Source organism: Flavobacterium sp. NG2 (assembly GCF_034119845.1).
GTDB lineage: Bacteria > Bacteroidota > Bacteroidia > Flavobacteriales > Flavobacteriaceae > Flavobacterium.
This window is the reverse complement of record NZ_CP139420.1, coordinates 3,075,584-3,095,131: the sequence shown is the minus strand read 5'-3', so window position 1 is coordinate 3,095,131 and position 19,548 is coordinate 3,075,584. Positions and strand designations below refer to the sequence as shown.

Below are 19,548 nucleotides of genomic sequence, written 5' to 3'. Positions count from 1 at the left end.
CAACAGTTTGAGTTCAAAAATTACCATAGCGATAGATGGTTTTTCATCTACAGGAAAAAGTACCTTAGCCAAACAATTGGCGAGTCAGTTAGGATATGTGTACGTGGATACGGGGGCTATGTATCGCGCTATAACTCTTTTTGCGATGCAAAACGGTTATATAGCCGATGGTTTTTTTGACAAAGAATCGTTGCGTCATAGTTTGCCTTATATTCGCTTGCAATTTCAGTTTAAGCCTGAGTTGGGATTTGCCGTAATGATACTTAATGATGTAGATGTTGAAAAAGAAATCCGTTCCATCGAAGTTTCTAGTTTTGTAAGCAAAGTGGCCGAGTTGGCCGAAGTGCGTCAAAAACTAGTCGAGCAGCAACAGGAAATGGGCAAAAACAAAGGAATAGTAATGGATGGTAGAGACATTGGTACCGTTGTATTTCCAGATGCCGAACTTAAAATTTATATGACTGCAAGTGCAGCCACTAGAGCACAAAGGCGTTATGACGAACTGGTCGCAAAAGGGGATAGCGTGAGTTATGACGAAGTATTCAATAATGTGGTCGAAAGAGATTATATTGATACCCATAGAGACAATTCGCCACTTATAAAAGCTGCTGATGCTATCGAAATCGATAATTCAAACATGACAAGAGAAGAGCAATTGGCCTTAGTTTTAGACTTAGTACAAAAAGCAAATAGCTAAAAGTTACCTCAAATAAATAAAAGACCTTTTTAAATTCATTCGCAAGACTGTATTTTCAAAGGTTTTTTTATGCGCCAATTCCAGCACTCCGCTATAGCCCTCCATTCGCTGGCTTTTTTTACTAGCCACTAGAGGAGCTTCCTCCGGTCGCTCTCTATCGGCTGTAAAAAATAGCCATCAAATTCTCGGGGCTGCCGCTGCGGTCTGGGGCGAAAGTCGAGTACACAACAAAAATTAGATAATAAAAAAATCGGAACAAAAATTCAAATGTCCCGATTTATGGAGTTAAATATGTTTAATAACAATAGTTATTAGCTTTTATAAATTTAGCCACAGATTAATCCTTTTAATCCTTTTAATCTTTTTAATCTTTTTAATTCTATCTAACTCTTTGTCTAAATGTGTGTTTGTCAAATATTTCTATTAAAAAAAATCTGTGTAAATCTGCGTGCAAAAAATAAGCACGCAGATTTGGCAGATTTTTGCAGATAATAATTTTGATATTAATTAGAAATTTGTGTAATTCAATTTAATACATTTTTGAATTTGTGCTAATTTGTGTAATTTGTGGTCTTTTTCCAAGTTAGCAACTCTTTGTCAAAGTCCGACCACTTTCTTTAAATCTGTGGCAAATAAAAAAAAACTAATCTTGACCATTGAAAATTCCATCTTTAGTCTATAACAGTTTATTTTGCATAAGCACCTGATGAATAGGTCAGTTCATAACTATGTGTGTAGATTTCAAAAACAATCCCAAAAGGATCTTCAACATAGCACATTTTAAAAGGCTTATCTTCAGGATAATATTCTCTAATAGGCATTCTTTGTTTTCCACCATAAGCGACAATTTTATCTATCAAAGTTTCAATGTTAGGATCTTGTACGCAAAAATGAAATAGACCCGTATTAAATGGATTAAATTCTGGCGCTTCTTTTACACCATTTGGAAACGAAAACAATTCAACACCTATTCCGTCCGAAGTGGAGAGATGTGCAATCTCAAATTCTTCCCAATCTTCCCCAAATACATCAATACACATTTGACCGATGGCTGTTTCTTTTTCTTTTTTTACTTTGGAAGCCTCCATAATAACATACCATCCCATTACTTCTGAATAGAATTTTACTGCTTGATGAATGCTGGGAACGGTGATTCCAATATGCGAAAATGATTTTGGATAATTTGTATTAGTTGTCATATCATATAATTTAGATTGCAAAATTAGACTATATTTGCCTTAATGACAATAACTTACCAAATTGTGGTATAGTTACCAAAACGAGTAAATTTAAGAATATCAATGGTTTAAATGATTATATTTTGAGTAAAATAACAAATTGTCCTTTGCATTATACAATGAATTTGATTGGTACCAAATGGAAACCTCTTCTTTTGTTCCATTTATTAGATGGAGCTTTGCGCTCTGGATTATTACAAAAAATGATTCCTGAAATTTCTAATAAAATGTTTACTCAAACAGTGAGGGAACTTGAAAAAGATGGTCTTATTACCAGAAAAATATACCCCGTTGTGCCACCAAAAGTAGAATATGAACTAACTGAACGAGGAAAATCACTTGAAGCTATTTTGAGAAGTTTGGATAAATGGGGATTAGAGGATATTTCTAATTAAGTTTTCTTCTTTCATTAAGATAAAAAAAGCCACAGACCTATCTACCGAGGCAGGTCTGTGGCTAAACAAAAGCTAAAACCATACAGACTTTACGTCTGCTTACCAAATCTATGAACTTTCAGCTGTGTGTTTTTTGTTGTTATAGAAACGCAAATTATTTAATTGCTATTTTTTTTATAGGTTTTGGTTTAGCTTCTTCTTTTTTTGGGATCGTAATTGATAAAATTCCGTTGTCGTACTTGGCTTGAATTTTATCTTCTTCAACTAGTTCTGGTAGTCTTATGGAACGAGTAAAAGATTGGTAGCTAAATTCTTGTTTGGTAATTCTTTCTTCCTCTTTTTCCTCATTTTTGACTTCCTTCTCTGAAGATATGGTTAATAAATCATCATTCAGTTCAATATTGAAATCTGATTTTTCAAATCCAGGGGCAGCAACTTCAACAAAAAAAGCATCACTATTTTCTTTGATGTTCAAAGAAGGTAAAGTTGTGTTTGTCATTGAAAAATTGTCTCTATTCCAACTGTCAAAATCATTATTAAAAAATCTGTCAAATAAACTAGGAAACTGATTTTGGTATCTAACAATTGTCATAATAATAAATTTTTAAGTTAAACATCATTTTAATTACTTAATAATCCGCAAAGAAAATGCCATAGCTAACAATATGACAATAAGTAAGTTGTAGAGAAAAATAAGATGTTGTTTTATTTAAAATTTTATTAAATTTTTAGAAAAAAATGACATTTTTTCAGTTTGTACTAATAAAGTACAGGAGGAATTATCGATGGGAATAAAAAACACCCTTCATTTAAAAAAGATTTAAAGAGGGGTAGATTTTTACTTTGTGTCCCGTCCTGAAATAACTCCTTTAAACTTATTATTCCTTAGTCCAATAATCCATAATAAAAACATCCTCTAGTAACGGGCCTACTTTGCTTACCAATTGTAAATGGGCTTCGTGAAAAAGATATATTTCTCTTGCATGAACATCTTTAAACGTAATGGTAAAACAATACTTAAAACCTTTGCTATGTCCTTCTGTACTGTCGTTTAATCCCCATTCTAAATTCTGGATTTCTGGAATTTTATTTTTTAAGTTTTCAAAAGTCGAAAGTGCCTCGCTAACTTCTTTTTCGTTTGTATTTTCTTTGAATTTCAGGTTAACTATATGTCTTAAAACCTTTCCATTAGTGTTCGTGTTTTCAGGAGATACTTTATAGCTAACTAATTTTTTAGTATCAAATCTAACTGAGCCAGCGACAAAGAAAAGATTCTCGTCAATTTTTAAAGAGCTCAAACCATAATATATTGGATATCCCGTTTTTAAATAATGTAAAGGAGTTAGAATTCCAGCGGCGTCTAATTTACACAGTTGAATACTTTCGTCGTCTCTAGTTCCTACCGCAACAATAGCTTCTTTATCACTAATCCTTAGGATTTCTATTCTTGTTTGCCCAGAAAGCATTGTCTTATCATCATCAATTAGAGTAGAGTGAGGGATAAGTGCTCCTTTGTTATTTATTTTGAAAACACTCACAGCATCACCATGGTATACAAAATCTTTCTTTTTGATAAAATTACCTCTTTTGTAATATTTATGGTGCCTATGTCCCACAACTACATAGTGATTTCCTCCTAATGTAATACCTGTTACAGGATAGGTTCCAGTAAGATATCTATCAGTAGTGTTGTCATCTATATTGTTTATATTTTTGAAGGTTCCATTTTCGTATACTCTAAAACTACTAACGCCATTGTCTTGAAAACCGCCAGTATATAAAAACGTTTTATCTTTTATTTTATGGGTAAACATTCCTATAATACCATCGGTATGAATTTTATCGTCGTCTTTTTGCGACTGAATATGAGTCAATGATCCGTTACTATTTATCTTGAAAGAGCTTAATCCAGGATTGTCTTCTAATCCGCCAACAAAAAGATAGGACGATTGCTTCATATGTACCACTTGTAAAGTGATGACTACGCCTAAATGAGTTTGGTCAGTATCGTTAACTACAAAAACGCGGTTGAGAGAACCATCGTTTTGAATTTTAAATACTTCAACAGCATTAGCACCTTTATTCCCTACAAATAGGTAGTCTTTACCATCAACCGAATCTGCAACAAGCCCCCTTGCAGGCCCTTTGTCATTAGTAAGTTTATGGTTACTCACAGCAGTCAAAGTTCCCGCTTTATCGATAGAAAAAACATCAATTGTTCCGCTGTCACCTCCTGCATAAAGGTAATTTGTATTTCCTTTTTTATAGTTTGTGACGGTTACTGTGTTGTTTGTAGTGTTTTTGAAATCCTGCCTTTGGAGTATTGGATTGTCAATCGTTTGAGCGATGCAAATGGTTGATAGCAATAAAAAACCTAATAGGATATTTTTTTTAATCTTGTTCATCATTATTGTTTTTATGAGTAGCCTTATTCAATTACAGATAAGGCTCCAATTGTTGCAATTTCGTGATCTTGTTCAATAGTACCACCACTTATTCCAATAGCACCAATAATTTTGCCTTCCTTATTTTTTATAGGCACCCCTCCTGGAAAAGAGATTAATCCATTATTAGAGAGTTCGATGTTATAAATAATCCCTCCTGGTTGGGTTAGTTTACCTAAATCTCCGGTGTCGATGTCAAAGTAGCGAGCCGTTTTTGCTTTTTTGATGGCTACATCAATACTACCTAAATATGATCCATCCATACGGAGAAACGCTTTTAAGTTGGCACCAGCATCTACAACAGCAATATTTACAGGTACTTTGGACGCTTCTGCTTTTTTCTTTGCTGTTAGTAAAGCTTTAAATGCTTCTTCATGACTAATGTCGTTTGTAATTTGTGCTTGTACTGAATGGGTGTATAATGCAATTGTAAATACAACAATACAAAATTTTAATTGTTTAAGTGAATTCATCTCTTATTTATAATTGATTAAATAATAATTGTGCAACAGCTAGGGAGGAAGCCGGATTTTGTCCTGTAATTAAATGACCGTCTTCAATAGCATAAGATTCCCAGTCTTCCCCTTTGGAAAAATATCCGCCTTTGTTTTTCAATTCTTCTTCAACCAAAAAAGGAACAATCGTGTCTAAACCAATGGCCATTTCTTCTGAATTTGAAAATGCCGTTACTTTTTTCTTATTTACTAATGGTGTGCCATTACTGTCTTTAGCTTCTTTCAAAACTATAGGTGCGTGACAAACAGCTGCTACAGGTTTTAGGGCTTTGTAAAAACTTTCAATAAGAGCAATCGAAGTTTTGTTTTCGGATAAATCCCAAAGTGGTCCGTGACCACCTGGGTAAAATATCGCATCATAATCGTTAGGATTTACAGTCTCAAGAGCTAAGGTTTTAGCCAATTTGCATTGTAGTTCTTTATCATCATTGAATCGGATGGTTGCTGGTGTTTGAAAATCTGGTACATTACTTTTGGGGTCAATAGGAGGTTGGCCTCCTTTAGGAGAACTTAGTGTTACCTTAATTCCGTTGTCAATTAAATAATAATAGGGAGAGGCAAATTCTTCTATCCAAAAACCTGTTTTTTCTCCAGTGTTTCCTAATTCTGAGTGGCTTGTTAAAACAAATAATACGTTTTTCATTTAGTTTAAAATTTTATAGTACAAAATTTGTAAAACCTTATGAGAAAATAGTTGAACAAGTTCAACTCTATAAAAAAACGGAATTTTATTTTAGTTGCCTTTTTTGATTTTACTTAGGAATTCATGAGTAATTCCAAGGTAACTTGCTATTTGTTTGTCGTTGATTTTTGAGGCGATGTTGGGGTAGTTTTCTATAAAATAAAGATAGCGTTCTTTTGCTGTATGGCTATGGTTTCGAATCAATCTTCTTTGCCAAGCAACCAAAGCTTTTTGAGACATGACTCTAAACAGTTTTTCTACAACAGGCATGGATTCGTATAAAGCCAATTTATCAGTTCTATTTATCAAAAGGACTTCACTGTCTTCCAAAGCTTGAATATTTAAATCAGAGCTTGATTGATTCATAAAACTATCAATATCCATTATCCACCAATCTTTAGCGGCAAAATAGAGCGTGTTTTCATTTCCTTTTTTGTCGATTGTGAAAATCCTAAAACAACCGTCTAATACAAAACCTTCAAACTTACAGACTTCTCCTTGCACTAGCAGAAATTCCTTTTTCTTAATCGTTTTAGGGTAAAAATATCGGCAAAACACTTCTAACTCAGTGGTAGAAAATGAAATGTTTTTGGTGATGTTTTCTTTTAATAAATCGTTTATCATTGGGTTATTTTGAACTGTAAAAACTTAGCGCTATTTTGTGTAATATGTTTTTTAGGATTTTAAAAATCCAGAATTAACTTAAACGAAAGTACAAATAAAAAGAGGTTCTCACAATCTAATCTCCTTAGCGTTTGATTGCGTTTGTTTATTCGTTGGTACGAAATGAAATGTGCCTTTTGACTAACCGTGTTGATTGTGTTTTATAGCTATGGTAGAATCCAAATTATCAGCAATAAGATATATCGGTATCGTTTGAGATTTTGACACCACCGATTTTGGGGGTAAAAAATGTTTTGTAGAAAAGTCAGTATACTTTTAGGACGATTTCGTTTAATTAAACTGTTAAAATTGCGCAAAGTCAGAGACATTTGCGCAGCACTTAGAATAGTATTTGGTACTCTTCGAGGAGCATGGATAAATCCACGTTATCGATCTAATCTACAAGCCATCCGAAAGTATTCGGGCGGGAGCGAGGGTACTCTTCGTGGAGTCTAGGATTCTTCGTGGAGCGGGGTTTTTAGTTCAATCTTTGTATTATGTGCTTCCCGTAATCATTTGAAGGCGCAATTTTAATTCCTTTTATTGTAGTTATTGTACTTAATAAATTGAATTTTTTAATTCTTTGACGTGATTCATCACTAAATCGTTTAGATGCTACTGCAAACCAAATAAGTAATAGTTCGTAAGTAGTTAGACTATCAATAAAATATTCTAAATAAAATTTATTGTCTTCAATACTGTCTATATGCTTTAATATCATAGATATAGATCGATAATAACTATCAAAAAAAACATAATATTTGTTTAAAAAAGGTTTTGTGATATAATTATAATATTTTAAATAATATTCATCCGATTGTTCGTAAAAATATTTCATAAATATCTCTGATAATATAATATCAAGATCCTTATATTGAGAATATTCATAAAATTCATGATCGAAATCTCGTTCATAAATTAATTTTCGACTTTCTTCATCTGCCAACAAGAAAGCATTTTTAAATATTGTAAAATCTGGGTATGCTTTTTTTTTAACTTCTTTATATAATTTGATCCAAATTTCATCAGCAATAATTTCTGGATTAAAAATTAAAATTTGTATGCCAAAAAGTATACTTGACTTTTCTGCTTTACTAACAGTTTCTGAAACAATGTATTGTAGAATAGTATAGCCTTTTTCTATTTTTTCACTATTAGTACGTTGAATTTCTGAATTTGAAATTCGAGTTTGAATATTGTCTACAAGTCTATAAAAATTCTGATCGTAATTTTGCTTAATAAATTGATCTTGAATTTGTGAGTTAGCTTTGATTTGTGCTTTGAAAGCAATATAAACAAGTGCACTTCCAATGAAACTTAATAAAGGAGCTAACATATTTGCAAAATGATCTCCATCTTCATAATTATTTGCTTTTGCAGCAAATATTGGTATCACTAAAAGTACTAGTACAGTTGCGATTAAAAACAAAGTTTCAATTAAAGTTCTTGTTTTTGATAATTTCATTTTTTAAGTTACATTATTTTCTGTATTCTATTTTTGTTTCGTTTGCCACCAACTTATATGTTACGAAACAAATCTTCGCAGATATACCCAAATATAGGTAGATTTATGAAGGATTGTTTCTTTTTTAGTTGCATCAAATATATCCTTTTATTTCATAAAAATCACACAAGAGTAATTTTTTTTGTAAGATTCCCCATAAAAACTAACTATAGAAAACAAAACCTAAAAACTAGCCCTGATGGAGCCGGTATCCTCGTAGTCCCGATGCTTCGGGACGGAGAGATAAAGGCGAGAGCAGGAGGGGAGTGTGTTGTGAAAACGGGGCATTTTGCTCCTAAAAACAGGAAAACCGTTTATATATGGTGTTATGTTTTGGTTTTGTGGTAATTATCAGTAGTATTTTCTTTGTAGTTAACTAAAAATGTATTAATTTTGCAGTCCTTTTGGTGAATAAGAGTTTCCACTAGGTATCAATTAATTATACAAACAACTTCTGTTGTTTTCTCTCACTCAAGAAACTCAAGCGAACGCAGAATACAAATTTTTAATCAGCATGTCTGAACAAATCCAATCACAAGAAGAGTTTTTAGCAAATTTTAACTGGCACAATTTCGAAGAAGGTATTGATGTAGTTGATGAACAACACTTGCAAGAATTCGAAGAATTAGTATCAAAAACGTTTATCGCTACAGATCAAGAAGAAGTAGTAGATGGTGTTGTTGTTAGAATTACTGATAGAGACGTTATCGTTGATATCAATGCTAAGTCTGAAGGTGTTATCTCTTTAAACGAATTCCGTTACAACCCAAACTTAAAAGTTGGTGATACTGTAGAGGTATTAATTGACATCCGTGAGGATAAAACAGGTCAATTAGTATTGTCTCACAGAAAAGCGCGTACTATCAAATCATGGGATAGAGTTATCGCTGCTAATGAAACTGGAGAAATCGTTAATGGTTTTGTTAAATGTAGAACTAAAGGTGGTATGATCGTTGACGTTTTCGGAATCGAAGCGTTCTTACCTGGATCTCAAATTGATGTTAAACCAATTAGAGATTATGACGTTTACGTAAACAAAACTATGGAATTCAAAGTTGTGAAAATCAACCACGAATTTAAAAACGTTGTTGTATCTCACAAAGCGCTTATTGAAGCGGATATTGAAGTACAAAAGAAAGAAATCATTGGTCAATTACAAAAAGGACAAGTATTAGAAGGTGTTGTTAAAAACATTACTTCTTACGGTGTGTTTATTGACTTAGGTGGTGTTGATGGATTAATCCACATTACTGACCTTTCTTGGTCTAGAATCAACCACCCATCTGAGGTTCTTGAATTAGATCAAAAATTAAACGTTGTAATCCTTGATTTCGATGATGAGAAAACAAGAATCCAATTAGGATTGAAACAATTAAACGCTCACCCATGGGATGCACTTGATGCAAACTTAACTATTGGTGATAAAGTTTCTGGTAAAGTAGTAGTTATCGCTGATTACGGAGCTTTCATCGAAGTTGCTGAAGGTGTTGAAGGTTTAATCCACGTTTCTGAAATGTCATGGTCTACTCATTTACGTTCTGCTCAAGATTTCGTAAAAGTAGGTGATGTAATCGAAGCTCAAATCTTAACATTAGATAGAGACGATCGTAAGATGTCATTAGGTATCAAACAATTATCTCAAGATCCATGGACTGATATTACTTCTAAATACCCAGTAGGTTCTAAACATACAGGTATCGTTAGAAACTTCACAAACTTTGGTATTTTCGTAGAATTAGAAGAAGGAATTGATGGATTAATCTACATCTCTGACTTATCTTGGACTAAGAAAATCAAACACCCATCTGAGTTTGTAAACGTTGGTGAAAAACTTGACGTTGTAGTATTAGAATTAGATGTTGAAGGACGTAAATTATCTTTAGGTCACAAACAAACTACTGCTAACCCTTGGGATCAGTACGAAGATTCATTCGCTGTTGGAACTATCCACAACGGAGAGATCTCTGAGATTGTTGACAAAGGAGCTACTGTAGAATTTGGAGATGATATCGTTGCTTTCATTCCTACTCGTCACCTTGAAAAAGAAGACGGTAAGAAATTGAAAAAAGGTGAATCTGCAGATTTCAAAGTAATTGAATTCAACAAAGAATTCAAAAGAGTAGTAGCATCTCACACTGCTATCTTCCGTGAAGAAGAAGAGAAAAATGTGAAAGCTGCAACTGAAAATACTTCATCTGCATCTACTAACGCACCAGCTGCGACTTTAGGTGACAACAATGATGTATTAGCTGCTTTGAAAGCTAAAATGGAAAAATCTGAGAAAAAATAATTCTCAACTTTTTTATAATAGAAAGCCTCACAGGGATGTGAGGCTTTTTTTGTTTAAAATTATTTAAAGTAGGAAAATATTTAGTGTTAGTTTTTGTTGTATATTTGCTCCAAAATCTTACAAATGAAGAAAAACTACTTTTTATTAATTGCATTATTTATTTTGAATAATGTTGTTTCACAGATAGTGAATATTCCTGATGCTAATTTTAAGGCGAAGTTATTAGCGGCGAGTTCTAGTAATACAACCGCAAAAAATTTAGCTGGAAATTATTTTAAAGTTGATGCTAACAGTGACGGACAAATCCAAGAAAGTGAAGCACTACTACTAAAAGAATTGGACGTAAGTTTTACCGCAATTAACTCTTTAGTAGGGATTACGAGTTTTACAAATATTCAGGTTTTGAATTGTTATACTAACCTACTTTCTTCACTAGATGTAACTGGTTTGACGAATTTAAAATCATTAAATTGTACTAATAATAAGCTTACTTCATTTAATGTTAGTAGCCTAGAGAACCTTCAGTATTTGTGGTGTGATCAAAATTTGCTTACTACATTAAATGTAACTGGGTTAAATAACCTTGAAACTTTTAATTGTGGCTTTAACCAACTAACAGAATTAGATGTTAGTAGTTTAAGTAAACTCAAAGAGTTGGTTTGTGAGCAGAATAAACTTACTGCGTTAAATTTGTCGGGTTTAAGTACTCTTATTACTCTGCGTAGTCAGGAAAATTTATTGACTTCTATCAATTTTAATGGAGCAAATAATCTAGAAATTATAGATGTTTTAGGTAATGATTTATCAATTCTCAATTTAACAGGATTGTCAAAATTAAAATATCTAGAATGTGATGGTAATCAATTAGATAATTTAGACTTGACAGGATTGAATAATCTTTTGGTGCTGATTATATCAGGAAATAATATTTCAAGTATAGAAGTCTCTCATTTGACAAATCTAGAGTATTTTTCATGTTATGGAAATAAACTCACGTCTTTGGATGTGAGTTCTTTAGTAAATCTTGGAACTCTAATTTGCCATGATAATAAATTGACTAATTTAACTATTGGAGATGTTGTTCTAAAGGAACTGGATTGTAGTTCTAATTTATTAGAGGTTTTAGTTGTTAAAAATGTTTTTAATCTAAATTGTAGTCATAATAATTTAACAACATTAACTACGGAGTTTATTAGAGATTTAGATTGTAGTTTTAATAAATTTGTGACTTTGGACTTAAGAACTATCAAGACCTTTTATCATGCTTCGGAAAACTCTCCAAATGATTTTTTTGGTTTGAATTCGGTTAATTTCAGTGATAATCCATTTTTAACTAACACCTATCTTAAAAACCCAAGTGAATCGTTATTTGGTATTCCTAATCCTCCAGGTCAAAATAACACCATAAGGTATCCTTTTACAAACACACCTAATCTTACCTATTTGTGTGTATGGGATTATGACGTAAATAATTTTAAAAATAAAGCTACACAAAATGGTTACATTGATTGTGTTGTAGATTCTTCATGTGATAGTTCATTGGAAACAATTGACTTTAATTTTTCAACCTATTTTACAATTCATCCTAATCCAGTAGATACTTTTCTAAGTCTCACGGTCAAAAATGAAATTCTAATAAAATCAATAGCTGTTTATGATATGTTAGGCCAACTTGTTTTGGTTTTACCAACTAATAAAGAAATTTCGAATATTGACGTATCTAGTCTTAGAACCGGAAATTACATTATCAAAATAGATACAAACAAAGGGATTTCAAGGTCTAAGTTTATCAAAAACTAGTGGTTAACTTATATTACGCTCTTTTTTTAGGAGCTATTTCCAGCTGTCCGCTCTATCTTGTGGCGGCATAAATGCCCGCCGCCACAAGGATGCCGCTTCCATCTGGGCTAGGAATACACACAAACGACCTTACATATAACAAAAATGCCTCACAGCAATGTGAGGCATTTTTTTGGTTAAAAAATTATTGGTTATTGCTGCATTTTGAAATAGTAATCGGCAGAGTTTTTACCGCTACCATAAAATAAAAAGAAAATACAAATTGCTAAAGTAACAGCGGCTAGTAATAGATTGTGTGTTGCCATATCATTCATTAGAGCTACTAATACCGCTCCTGCTAAAATAGGTAGTTGCGCTATTATTGCCCATCTAGTGAGTAACCCAAAAACAATCATTATTCCGCCAATCATATGTGCTGGTGCGATATAATGTACAAGGAACATTCCGCCTCCAATTTTATCTATAGGGGATATTAAATCTACTAAATATTGAATATTGGTAATAAATTCAACTCCCTTCATGAATAAAAATACACCTAGAGCAATTCGGACAAAATCGATAGTTAAATAAGAATGAGCATTTGCCCATTTATTTAAGGTTTTTACATTGGTCATAATACTGTAGTTTAGAAATTGATACACTAAGGTAGTGATTTTTAAAGCAAAAGCATAGTGATTAGACCAAAAATATTTGTTCAGACTACTAGAAATGAGTTGATTATAAGTAAATATTTAGAAAAAAGAACTATCTGTTAAATAGAACGAATGCTATTCTATATCTTTAATAAATTCGTCATATTCCAAATAGAAAAGCTCCAAAGCATTCATTTTTTCGAAAAAGAAGTCAAAAATGGTGTCCCAATGATTTCTATTGCTAAAACCGACACCTAATTTTTCTACCCAGATACGACTTATAGTTTTGCCACTTTCAAGGACATATTCTTTTTCGAATACCAAGTCTTTGATAAATTCTTCTTCGAGTATGTTTTTTAAGGCTACTAATTTTTCAAAATAAGCCGAACGTTTTTCATCACTTCGATGCTCAATATCAATGAAAACCTGAGCTTTTTTATTATCAACATAAAACTTAAAAGAAAAGTCTTTGATTTTAGTATCATAAAGTACCCATTTGCGAGGATATTTTTCGGCAAATGTGACCCAAAATTCTCTTTTGATTTTTTGACTTTCTGCTTTACTGTACATTGTTTTATGCGATTTGAATTAAGAAAACTTGCGAAGCTTTATTTTCTAGACTATATTTATATTGGCTACGGTCTGCAAAAATAAGATTTGATTATGGATTTTCACTATTTTTTAGAAATTGTTCCCCATATTATTAAGGCTGAACTTCCTGCTACGGTTGCTCATGCTAAAATGGCTCCTTTTGAGCGAATGGAAGAGCTAAAAAATATTGACTTTGAAGCCAAAAAAACAAAAACTGCAGCCGTAATGATGTTATTGTATCCTAAAGCAGGTTTAACACATTTGGTTTTGATTGTTCGCAATTTATATGAAGGCGTTCATTCTGGACAAATCGCTTTTCCTGGGGGCAAATTTGAAGCAGAAGATGGTGTGTTTGCACAAACAGCCTTGCGTGAAACACATGAAGAAGTAGGAGTGCCGCCTGATTTTATCGAAATAAAAAAAGATTTTTCGCCTATTTATATTCCGCCTAGCAATTTTTTGGTTTATCCTTTTATGGGAATTAGTACAAACGAAATCGCATTTGTTCCTGACCCTTCTGAAGTAGATCGAGTAATTGAATTGCCTTTATCTGTGTTTTTGAGTGAAGAAATTATTGTAAAAGTACGTTTGACAACCTCGTACGCCACCGATATTGAAGTGCCGGCATTTGAAATTGAAGGACAAATGGTATGGGGAGCAACTGCCATGATGTTGAGTGAATTAAAAGAAGTATTAAAGGATGTAATGCGACTATCAAGATAAACACGAAATATAGAATCAATCAAAACTAGCACTAAAATAAGCTAATCGAAGGATAGTGAACAGCTAAACCAATCTATAGTTATGAAAAATGATACATTCGTACCCCAACATTATTATAGAACATTTTTTTTATGGATTATTAAAACGCAATCCTTTTGGTCATATATTGTTATCAAAAGTGGTTAATTCGTGTTTTGGCGCCTTAACTCTAGACGTTATCGAGGGTTAATGCATTGCAAATTGAAGGTTCTGAATCATTAAAATTTACCCGAAACCAATGTTCTTTTTGTATCCAACCATCAACCTATTTTGCGGATGTGGTGGCCATGTTTCATGTTTTTAATGCAAGTTTGAGCGGTCGTACTGATAGTATCAAAAATGTAGGCTATCTGTGGGAACCTAAACTCAATAATTTATTATGTAGCGGCCAAAGAAACCATGCAAGCGGGCTTGTTGCCTCGTATTATGGCGTATGCCGGAGCCATTACAGTTGAACGTACTTGGCGTTCAAAAGGAGTAGATGTAACCGAAAAAAAAGAAGTAACCCTAACGATACTGAGAATATAAAACTAGCACTTCAGGACGGATGGGTGATTACTTTTCCGCAAGGAACTACCAATCATTTAAACCTGTTCGAAAAGGACAGCCCACATTATCAACAACATAAGCCTATTGTTGTACCTATCGTCATTGACGGTTTCCGCGTTCATTTGATAAAAAAGGCTTGCGTGTCAAGAAAAAAGGAATTTTAACAATCATTTATCATCAAAGAGCCATTGCAATTTGATTATGAAAACGACACCATGACGAAATTGTAGAAAAAGTAGAGTATGCGATAGAGCAACATCCATCATTCTTAATGTGCTTTCGGTGAAGATCTAGAAGAACAAGAACGATAGATAGGTGAGAGAATGGAGGGTTAGTAAGTCGTTTAAGAGTTTAACGGATTAATTGGTTAACTGCTTAATCGACTGAAATAATTACGTAAATTCTAACCGATTAAACAATTAACCAATTACCCTTAACGAATAAGCCTTTTCTAACCGATTAACCTCTAACCTTATAAATCATGAATATTCCAAATACCTCTTACCTAGAATTGTTATCATTGGCGGTGGTTTTGCAGGAATCCGCTTGGCGAAAGCCTTAAAAAACAAGCTGTACAAGTGGTGCTTTTTGGATAAAAACAATTACCATACTTTTCAAACCTCTACTGTATCAAGTAGCAACAGTGGACCTCGAAGACGGTTCGATGTGCTATCTATGCGAAAAGTGATTCAGAATATGATAATTTTTATTTTAGGTTAACCCATGTTCGAGAAATTGACACCCAAACCAAAAAATAAATACTGAAATAGGGGAGCTTGCTTATGATTATTTGGTCTTGGCAACTGGGCAAAAACGAATTATTTTGTAACAAAGAAATAGAACGCAACAGCATGGCGATGAAAACATCCCACAAGCGTTGAATATTCGAAGTTTGATTTGGAAAACTTTGAGCAAGCGGTTTTAACCAACGATATAGCTGAAAGAGAAAGTCTTATTAATTTTGTCCTGTGGGTGGCGGACCACAGGAGTAGAGTTGGCTGGCGCTTTGGCCGAATGAAAAAAGCCATTCTTCAAAAAGACTAACCGATCTTGATATTTCCAAAATGCACATCAATCTGATTCAAAGTGGCGACCGACTCCTGAATCCTATGATGAGAATCTCGATTGCGGCGCAAAATTCTTGGAGAGCTTAGGGTGCGTATTTGGAAAAATGTGCGTGTAAAAAACTATAACGGTCGAACTGTTACCACCAATTCCGAACTGACTTTTGAGTGCGGCAACGAGGTGATTTGGACTGCTGGTGTACAGGGCTTTGGTGCATGGATTAGCCCCCGATTCGTTAATTGAAAAAGCGGAACGCATTCCGCGTAAATGATTTAAGAAATAATAAGGGTAGAAATCTATTTGCTATAGGCGATGTCGCTTGTATGGAAACAGCTATTTTCACAAGGGCATCCTATGATGGGCCACCGCTTTACATCAAGTAAAGTTTTGGGAGAAAATATTGTGAAGCTTATTCAAACAAACCCATGGAGGCTTTTGAATATTGCGACAAAGGTTCGATGGCAACCATCGTCGAAATAAGGCAGTTGTTGATTTACCTAAATTTCATTTTGACATAACAGTTATGTGTGTATCTTTTTTTTTCCTCCGTTGTTGTAGTAGAGCGAGATACCACAAGATGTGCGTCTCAACAGAAATTTAGGTAACTCAAAAACTATGCTTTTTTGACCGATTTGTTGCATCGACTATGTCGCCATTTCAAAAGTCATGTTGTTTTGCAAAGTTCACAATATTCTCCCATATCTTTAGTAAAGTGTAGGGCTATAGGCGCCTTGTGGAAAATCAGTGTTTCATACAAGCGACATCGCCTATAGCAAATAGTTTTCGTCCTTTTATTTGGCTAAAATTCATTTTCGCGAATGCGTTCCGCTTTTTCAATTAAACGAATCGGGGGTCCTACATGCCACAAAGCCGCTTGCACACCAGCCGTCCAAATCACGTTGCCGCCTCAACAGTCAGTTTCGGAATTTGTGGTAACAGTTCGACCGTTCTAGTTTTTTACCGCACATTTTGCCAAATACGCACTCCTACAGTCTCCAAGAATTTTTCGGCGCAATCGAGAGGTCACCACTATCGTATTCCGGAATCGGTCGCCACTTTGCATCAGATTGATGTGCATTTTGGAAATTATCACGATCGGGTCGTCAGTTTTCTTTTTGAAAGAATGGCTGTTTATCATTTCGGCCCAAAGCGCCAGCAACTCTACTTGTTAGGTCGCCACCACCAGGATAAACTCTAATAAGACTAGTCTCTTTCAGCAATATCGTTGGTATTTTACATACCGTTGCTCAAAGTTTCCACAATCAAACTTCGAATTATTCAACGATTGTGGGAAGTTTTTCATTCGCAGGCAGTTTGCGTTCTATTTCTTTGCTACCAAAATAATTCGTTTTTGCCCAAGTTGCCAAGACGCCAAATAATCATACGCAAGTCCTATTTCAGTACTTATTTTTTGGTTTTGGGCTGTCACTTTCACGAACCATTGGTTAAACCTCAAATAAAATATATTCATATTCTGAATCACTATCGCAAAGGATCAGCAATTCGAACCGTCTTCGAGTACTGAAGCTACTAGATACAGTAGAGGTTTGAATAAGTATGGTAAATGTTTTTATCCAAAAAGCACCACTTGTACAGCTTGTTTTTTTAAGGCTTTCGCCAAAGCGATTCCTGCAAAACCCCCGCCAATGATAACAACTTCTGGTTAAAGAGGTATTTGGAATATTCATAGATTTATAAGGTTAGAGGTTCATCGGTTAAGAAAAGGTTATTCGTTTAAAGGGTAATAGGTTAATTGTTTAATCGGTTAGACTTTACGTTACTTATTTCAGTCGATTAAATGCAGTTTAACCAATTACTCCGTTTACACTCTTAACGACTTACTAAACCTCCATTCTCTCAACTATTCAAATCGTTTTTGTTTCTCGTTTTCACGGAAGACTTTACGAAATGTTGGATGTTGCTTATCGCCTACTTACTTTTTACAATTTTGTCAATGTGTCGTTTTTTTATCAAATTGCAATGGCTCTTGATGATAAATGATGTAAATTCCTTTTTTCTGACACGCAGCCTTTTTTATCAAATGAACCGGGAAACGTATTGGACGATAGGTACAATAGGCTTATGTTGTTTGATAAGTGGGTGTTCCTGTTGAAAGGTTTACATGATTGGTAGTTCTTGGGAAAAGTAATCACATGTCCAGAAGTGTAGTTTTATTTCTCAGTATCGTAAGGGTTTCTCTTTTTTTTTTCGGTTCATTTACTCCTTTTGAACGCAAAGTACGTTAACTGTAATGGTCGGATCCGCATATACGAGGAAAGCCCGTAGATTGTTTCTTGGCCGTAATATAAATATTTGAGTTTCGTACAAGATAGTACATTTTGATATATCGTCGAGCTCAACTTGATTAAAACCTGACAATGGCACATGCCAAATAGGTTTGATGGTTGGTTGGATACAAAAAGCATTGGATTGGGTAATTTTTAATGAATACAGCACCTTCAAAATTGCAATTCAATAACCACGCCACGTTATGGTTAAGGCGCAAAACAGCCATTAACCACTTTTGAAAACAATATATGACAAAAGGATGGTTTTTAATCCCAATAACATGTTTCTTATACAGTTGGGGCAGAAGGTACTCATTTTTTCATAATATCGATGGTTACGCTGTTACAACTCTTCGATACGTCTTTAGTGACTATTTTTGCTTTGATTCTATATTTCGTGTTACCATGATGTGCCTATTACATTTTATATTTTTTAATTCATCACTCATGCCGTTGTCCCATACCACTTTGTCTTCCCTTTAAATGCGGATTCAATATCGGTTGGCTGTACGAGGTTGGTCAACGTACTTTTAAAACTTTCTTTCATCAAAAACACAGTAAGGCAATTCATTATGATCTATTCAGAAGGGTCAGGAACAAATGCGATTTCGTTTGTATAAGTCATAAACGGATTAAACCAAAATGCTAGGAGGCATATAAATAGGCGAAAAATTTTTTTTATTTCGATAAAATAGGCGGCACTCTATTCTTTATGTGTTTCACGCAGGTGTTTGTGCAAAAACCCTTTCTGCTTCAAATTTGCCCAGGAAAAGCGATTGTTCAGACTGAACGCTTATATAAATTTGCGCACAATCAAACAACTGTGTCATGCTTTAGGATCAATAACCTCATTAGGCTGCAGATTTTGTTTTTGTTGGTTCAACGTAATATTTTTTAGTTTCCTTGCTACCGGAGCATTTTGCATGAGCCAACCGTAGCAGGACGTTCGTTAATAAATATGGGGAACTCATTTCTAAAAAATAGTGAAAAATCTAATCAAATTTATTTTTGCGACGTAGCTCATATACTATGTTAGAAAATAAGCTTCGCAGTTTTCTTACTCAATGATAAACAATGACGGTTAAAGCAGATGTCAAAAATCAAGAGAATTTTGGGTATTTAGCCGAAACCTATCCTCGAAATGGGTCCTTTATGCTACTAAACATCAAAAGGACTTTTTCTTTTAAGTTTTATGTGATTAATAAAAAGCTCAGGTTTACATTGATATTGAGACGACGTGATGAAAAACGTTCGGCTTCTTTTGAAAATTAGTAGCCTTAAAAAACATATGAAGAGGAATTTATCAGATTTTATTCGCACCCGAACTCTGTCTTGAAAGTGGCCAAATATACGTGATTGGTAGAAAATTAGTGGTCTCGGTTAATAGACTCGGACCACATGAGGACCTTTTAAGATTCTTTTTCGAACAAATG

General features: G+C 33.8%; 17 protein-coding genes and 1 pseudogene. 7 read left to right on the top strand and 11 right to left on the bottom strand.

The window, feature by feature from the left end; all coding sequences use genetic code 11:
- The first annotated feature begins 7 nt into the window (after nt 1-7).
- Nucleotides 8-697 carry a (d)CMP kinase gene (gene cmk, locus SLW70_RS12520; protein ID WP_320888773.1) on the top strand — a complete coding sequence of 230 codons (690 nt, stop codon included), beginning with the start codon at nt 8-10 and terminating at the stop codon, nt 695-697.
- Between the two features lie 686 nt (nt 698-1,383).
- Here the strand turns inward: cmk and SLW70_RS12515 are convergent.
- The gene (locus tag SLW70_RS12515) at nt 1,384-1,896 is read right to left on the bottom strand and encodes a VOC family protein (protein WP_320888772.1); all 513 of its coding nucleotides are present in this window, start codon (nt 1,894-1,896) and stop codon (nt 1,384-1,386) included.
- A gap of 158 nt (nt 1,897-2,054) precedes the next feature.
- On the opposite strand from SLW70_RS12515, the gene SLW70_RS12510 reads away from it, so the two are divergent.
- Nucleotides 2,055-2,330 carry a winged helix-turn-helix transcriptional regulator gene (locus SLW70_RS12510; RefSeq protein WP_414458256.1) on the top strand — a complete coding sequence of 92 codons (276 nt, stop codon included), beginning with the start codon at nt 2,055-2,057 and terminating at the stop codon, nt 2,328-2,330.
- Nucleotides 2,331-2,484: 154 nt separating this feature from the next.
- On the opposite strand, the gene SLW70_RS12505 is transcribed toward SLW70_RS12510, so the two are convergent.
- The 6 genes from SLW70_RS12505 to SLW70_RS12480 form a co-directional block, all read right to left on the bottom strand.
- The gene (locus tag SLW70_RS12505) at nt 2,485-2,922 is read right to left on the bottom strand and encodes an Hsp20/alpha crystallin family protein (RefSeq protein ID WP_320888770.1); all 438 of its coding nucleotides are present in this window, start codon (nt 2,920-2,922) and stop codon (nt 2,485-2,487) included.
- A 286-nt stretch (nt 2,923-3,208) separates the two neighbouring features.
- On the bottom strand, nt 3,209-4,735 hold the full coding sequence (locus SLW70_RS12500; RefSeq protein ID WP_320888768.1) for a Dabb family protein: 1,527 nt from the start codon (nt 4,733-4,735) through the stop codon (nt 3,209-3,211).
- A gap of 23 nt (nt 4,736-4,758) precedes the next feature.
- A complete protein-coding gene (locus SLW70_RS12495) occupies nt 4,759-5,247 on the bottom strand; it encodes a heme-binding protein (protein WP_320888767.1) in 489 nt (162 codons plus the stop codon).
- A gap of 7 nt (nt 5,248-5,254) precedes the next feature.
- A complete protein-coding gene (locus tag SLW70_RS12490) occupies nt 5,255-5,932 on the bottom strand; it encodes a type 1 glutamine amidotransferase domain-containing protein (protein ID WP_320888765.1) in 678 nt (225 codons plus the stop codon).
- A gap of 90 nt (nt 5,933-6,022) precedes the next feature.
- Nucleotides 6,023-6,595 (bottom strand): Crp/Fnr family transcriptional regulator, encoded by a 573-nt coding sequence (locus SLW70_RS12485; protein WP_320888764.1) that lies wholly within the window; start codon nt 6,593-6,595, stop codon nt 6,023-6,025.
- A gap of 517 nt (nt 6,596-7,112) precedes the next feature.
- Nucleotides 7,113-8,099: a hypothetical protein gene (locus SLW70_RS12480; protein ID WP_320888763.1), complete on the bottom strand. Its 987-nt coding sequence runs from the start codon at nt 8,097-8,099 to the stop codon at nt 7,113-7,115.
- A gap of 553 nt (nt 8,100-8,652) precedes the next feature.
- Between SLW70_RS12480 and rpsA the strand changes: the two genes are divergently transcribed.
- Both rpsA and SLW70_RS12470 read left to right on the top strand, forming a co-directional pair.
- Nucleotides 8,653-10,428, top strand: coding sequence for a 30S ribosomal protein S1 (rpsA, locus tag SLW70_RS12475; protein ID WP_320888762.1), 1,776 nt, complete (start codon nt 8,653-8,655; stop codon nt 10,426-10,428).
- Nucleotides 10,429-10,551: 123 nt separating this feature from the next.
- Nucleotides 10,552-12,228 carry a T9SS type A sorting domain-containing protein gene (locus tag SLW70_RS12470; protein WP_320888760.1) on the top strand — a complete coding sequence of 559 codons (1,677 nt, stop codon included), beginning with the start codon at nt 10,552-10,554 and terminating at the stop codon, nt 12,226-12,228.
- A 191-nt stretch (nt 12,229-12,419) separates the two neighbouring features.
- Here the strand turns inward: SLW70_RS12470 and SLW70_RS12465 are convergent, their stop codons facing one another.
- Entirely contained in the window at nt 12,420-12,842 is a 423-nt protein-coding gene (locus tag SLW70_RS12465) for a DoxX family protein (protein WP_320888759.1), read from the bottom strand.
- Nucleotides 12,843-12,995: 153 nt separating this feature from the next.
- Nucleotides 12,996-13,430, bottom strand: a complete 435-nt coding sequence (locus SLW70_RS12460; protein ID WP_320888758.1) for a DUF4268 domain-containing protein — start codon at nt 13,428-13,430, stop codon at nt 12,996-12,998.
- Between the two features lie 93 nt (nt 13,431-13,523).
- On the opposite strand from SLW70_RS12460, the gene SLW70_RS12455 reads away from it, so the two are divergent.
- Together SLW70_RS12455 and SLW70_RS12450 are read left to right on the top strand one after the other, a co-directional pair.
- The gene (locus SLW70_RS12455; RefSeq protein WP_320888743.1) at nt 13,524-14,174 is read left to right on the top strand and encodes a CoA pyrophosphatase; all 651 of its coding nucleotides are present in this window, start codon (nt 13,524-13,526) and stop codon (nt 14,172-14,174) included.
- 88 nt (nt 14,175-14,262) lie between these two features.
- Nucleotides 14,263-15,033, top strand: a pseudogene (locus tag SLW70_RS12450) (lysophospholipid acyltransferase family protein); the annotation flags it as partial.
- Between the two features lie 2,364 nt (nt 15,034-17,397).
- Here the strand turns inward: SLW70_RS12450 and SLW70_RS16705 are convergent.
- Together SLW70_RS16705 and SLW70_RS12440 are read right to left on the bottom strand one after the other, a co-directional pair.
- Nucleotides 17,398-17,448 carry a hypothetical protein gene (locus SLW70_RS16705; RefSeq protein ID WP_414458255.1) on the bottom strand — a complete coding sequence of 17 codons (51 nt, stop codon included), beginning with the start codon at nt 17,446-17,448 and terminating at the stop codon, nt 17,398-17,400.
- A gap of 1,112 nt (nt 17,449-18,560) precedes the next feature.
- The gene (locus tag SLW70_RS12440; protein ID WP_320888756.1) at nt 18,561-18,686 is read right to left on the bottom strand and encodes a hypothetical protein; all 126 of its coding nucleotides are present in this window, start codon (nt 18,684-18,686) and stop codon (nt 18,561-18,563) included.
- A 503-nt stretch (nt 18,687-19,189) separates the two neighbouring features.
- Between SLW70_RS12440 and SLW70_RS12435 the strand changes: the two genes are divergently transcribed.
- Nucleotides 19,190-19,387: a hypothetical protein gene (locus tag SLW70_RS12435; protein ID WP_320888755.1), complete on the top strand. Its 198-nt coding sequence runs from the start codon at nt 19,190-19,192 to the stop codon at nt 19,385-19,387.
- Nucleotides 19,388-19,548: the final 161 nt, after the last annotated feature.

Bases quoted from the DNA above. Each gene is read 5' to 3' on its own strand.
- SLW70_RS12515 (WP_320888772.1), bottom strand. From the start codon at position 1,896: ATGACAACTAATACAAATTATCCAAAATCATTTTCGCATATTGGAATC.
- SLW70_RS12510 (WP_414458256.1), top strand. From the start codon at position 2,055: ATGAATTTGATTGGTACCAAATGGAAACCTCTTCTTTTGTTCCATTTA.
- SLW70_RS12505 (WP_320888770.1), bottom strand. From the start codon at position 2,922: ATGACAATTGTTAGATACCAAAATCAGTTTCCTAGTTTATTTGACAGA.
- SLW70_RS12500 (WP_320888768.1), bottom strand. From the start codon at position 4,735: ATGAACAAGATTAAAAAAAATATCCTATTAGGTTTTTTATTGCTATCA.
- SLW70_RS12495 (WP_320888767.1), bottom strand. From the start codon at position 5,247: ATGAATTCACTTAAACAATTAAAATTTTGTATTGTTGTATTTACAATT.
- SLW70_RS12490 (WP_320888765.1), bottom strand. From the start codon at position 5,932: ATGAAAAACGTATTATTTGTTTTAACAAGCCACTCAGAATTAGGAAAC.
- SLW70_RS12485 (WP_320888764.1), bottom strand. From the start codon at position 6,595: ATGATAAACGATTTATTAAAAGAAAACATCACCAAAAACATTTCATTT.
- SLW70_RS12480 (WP_320888763.1), bottom strand. From the start codon at position 8,099: ATGAAATTATCAAAAACAAGAACTTTAATTGAAACTTTGTTTTTAATC.
- rpsA (WP_320888762.1), top strand. From the start codon at position 8,653: ATGTCTGAACAAATCCAATCACAAGAAGAGTTTTTAGCAAATTTTAAC.
- SLW70_RS12470 (WP_320888760.1), top strand. From the start codon at position 10,552: ATGAAGAAAAACTACTTTTTATTAATTGCATTATTTATTTTGAATAAT.
- SLW70_RS12465 (WP_320888759.1), bottom strand. From the start codon at position 12,842: ATGACCAATGTAAAAACCTTAAATAAATGGGCAAATGCTCATTCTTAT.
- SLW70_RS12460 (WP_320888758.1), bottom strand. From the start codon at position 13,430: ATGTACAGTAAAGCAGAAAGTCAAAAAATCAAAAGAGAATTTTGGGTC.
- SLW70_RS12455 (WP_320888743.1), top strand. From the start codon at position 13,524: ATGGATTTTCACTATTTTTTAGAAATTGTTCCCCATATTATTAAGGCT.
- SLW70_RS12440 (WP_320888756.1), bottom strand. From the start codon at position 18,686: ATGAATTGCCTTACTGTGTTTTTGATGAAAGAAAGTTTTAAAAGTACG.
- SLW70_RS12435 (WP_320888755.1), top strand. From the start codon at position 19,190: ATGACGGTTAAAGCAGATGTCAAAAATCAAGAGAATTTTGGGTATTTA.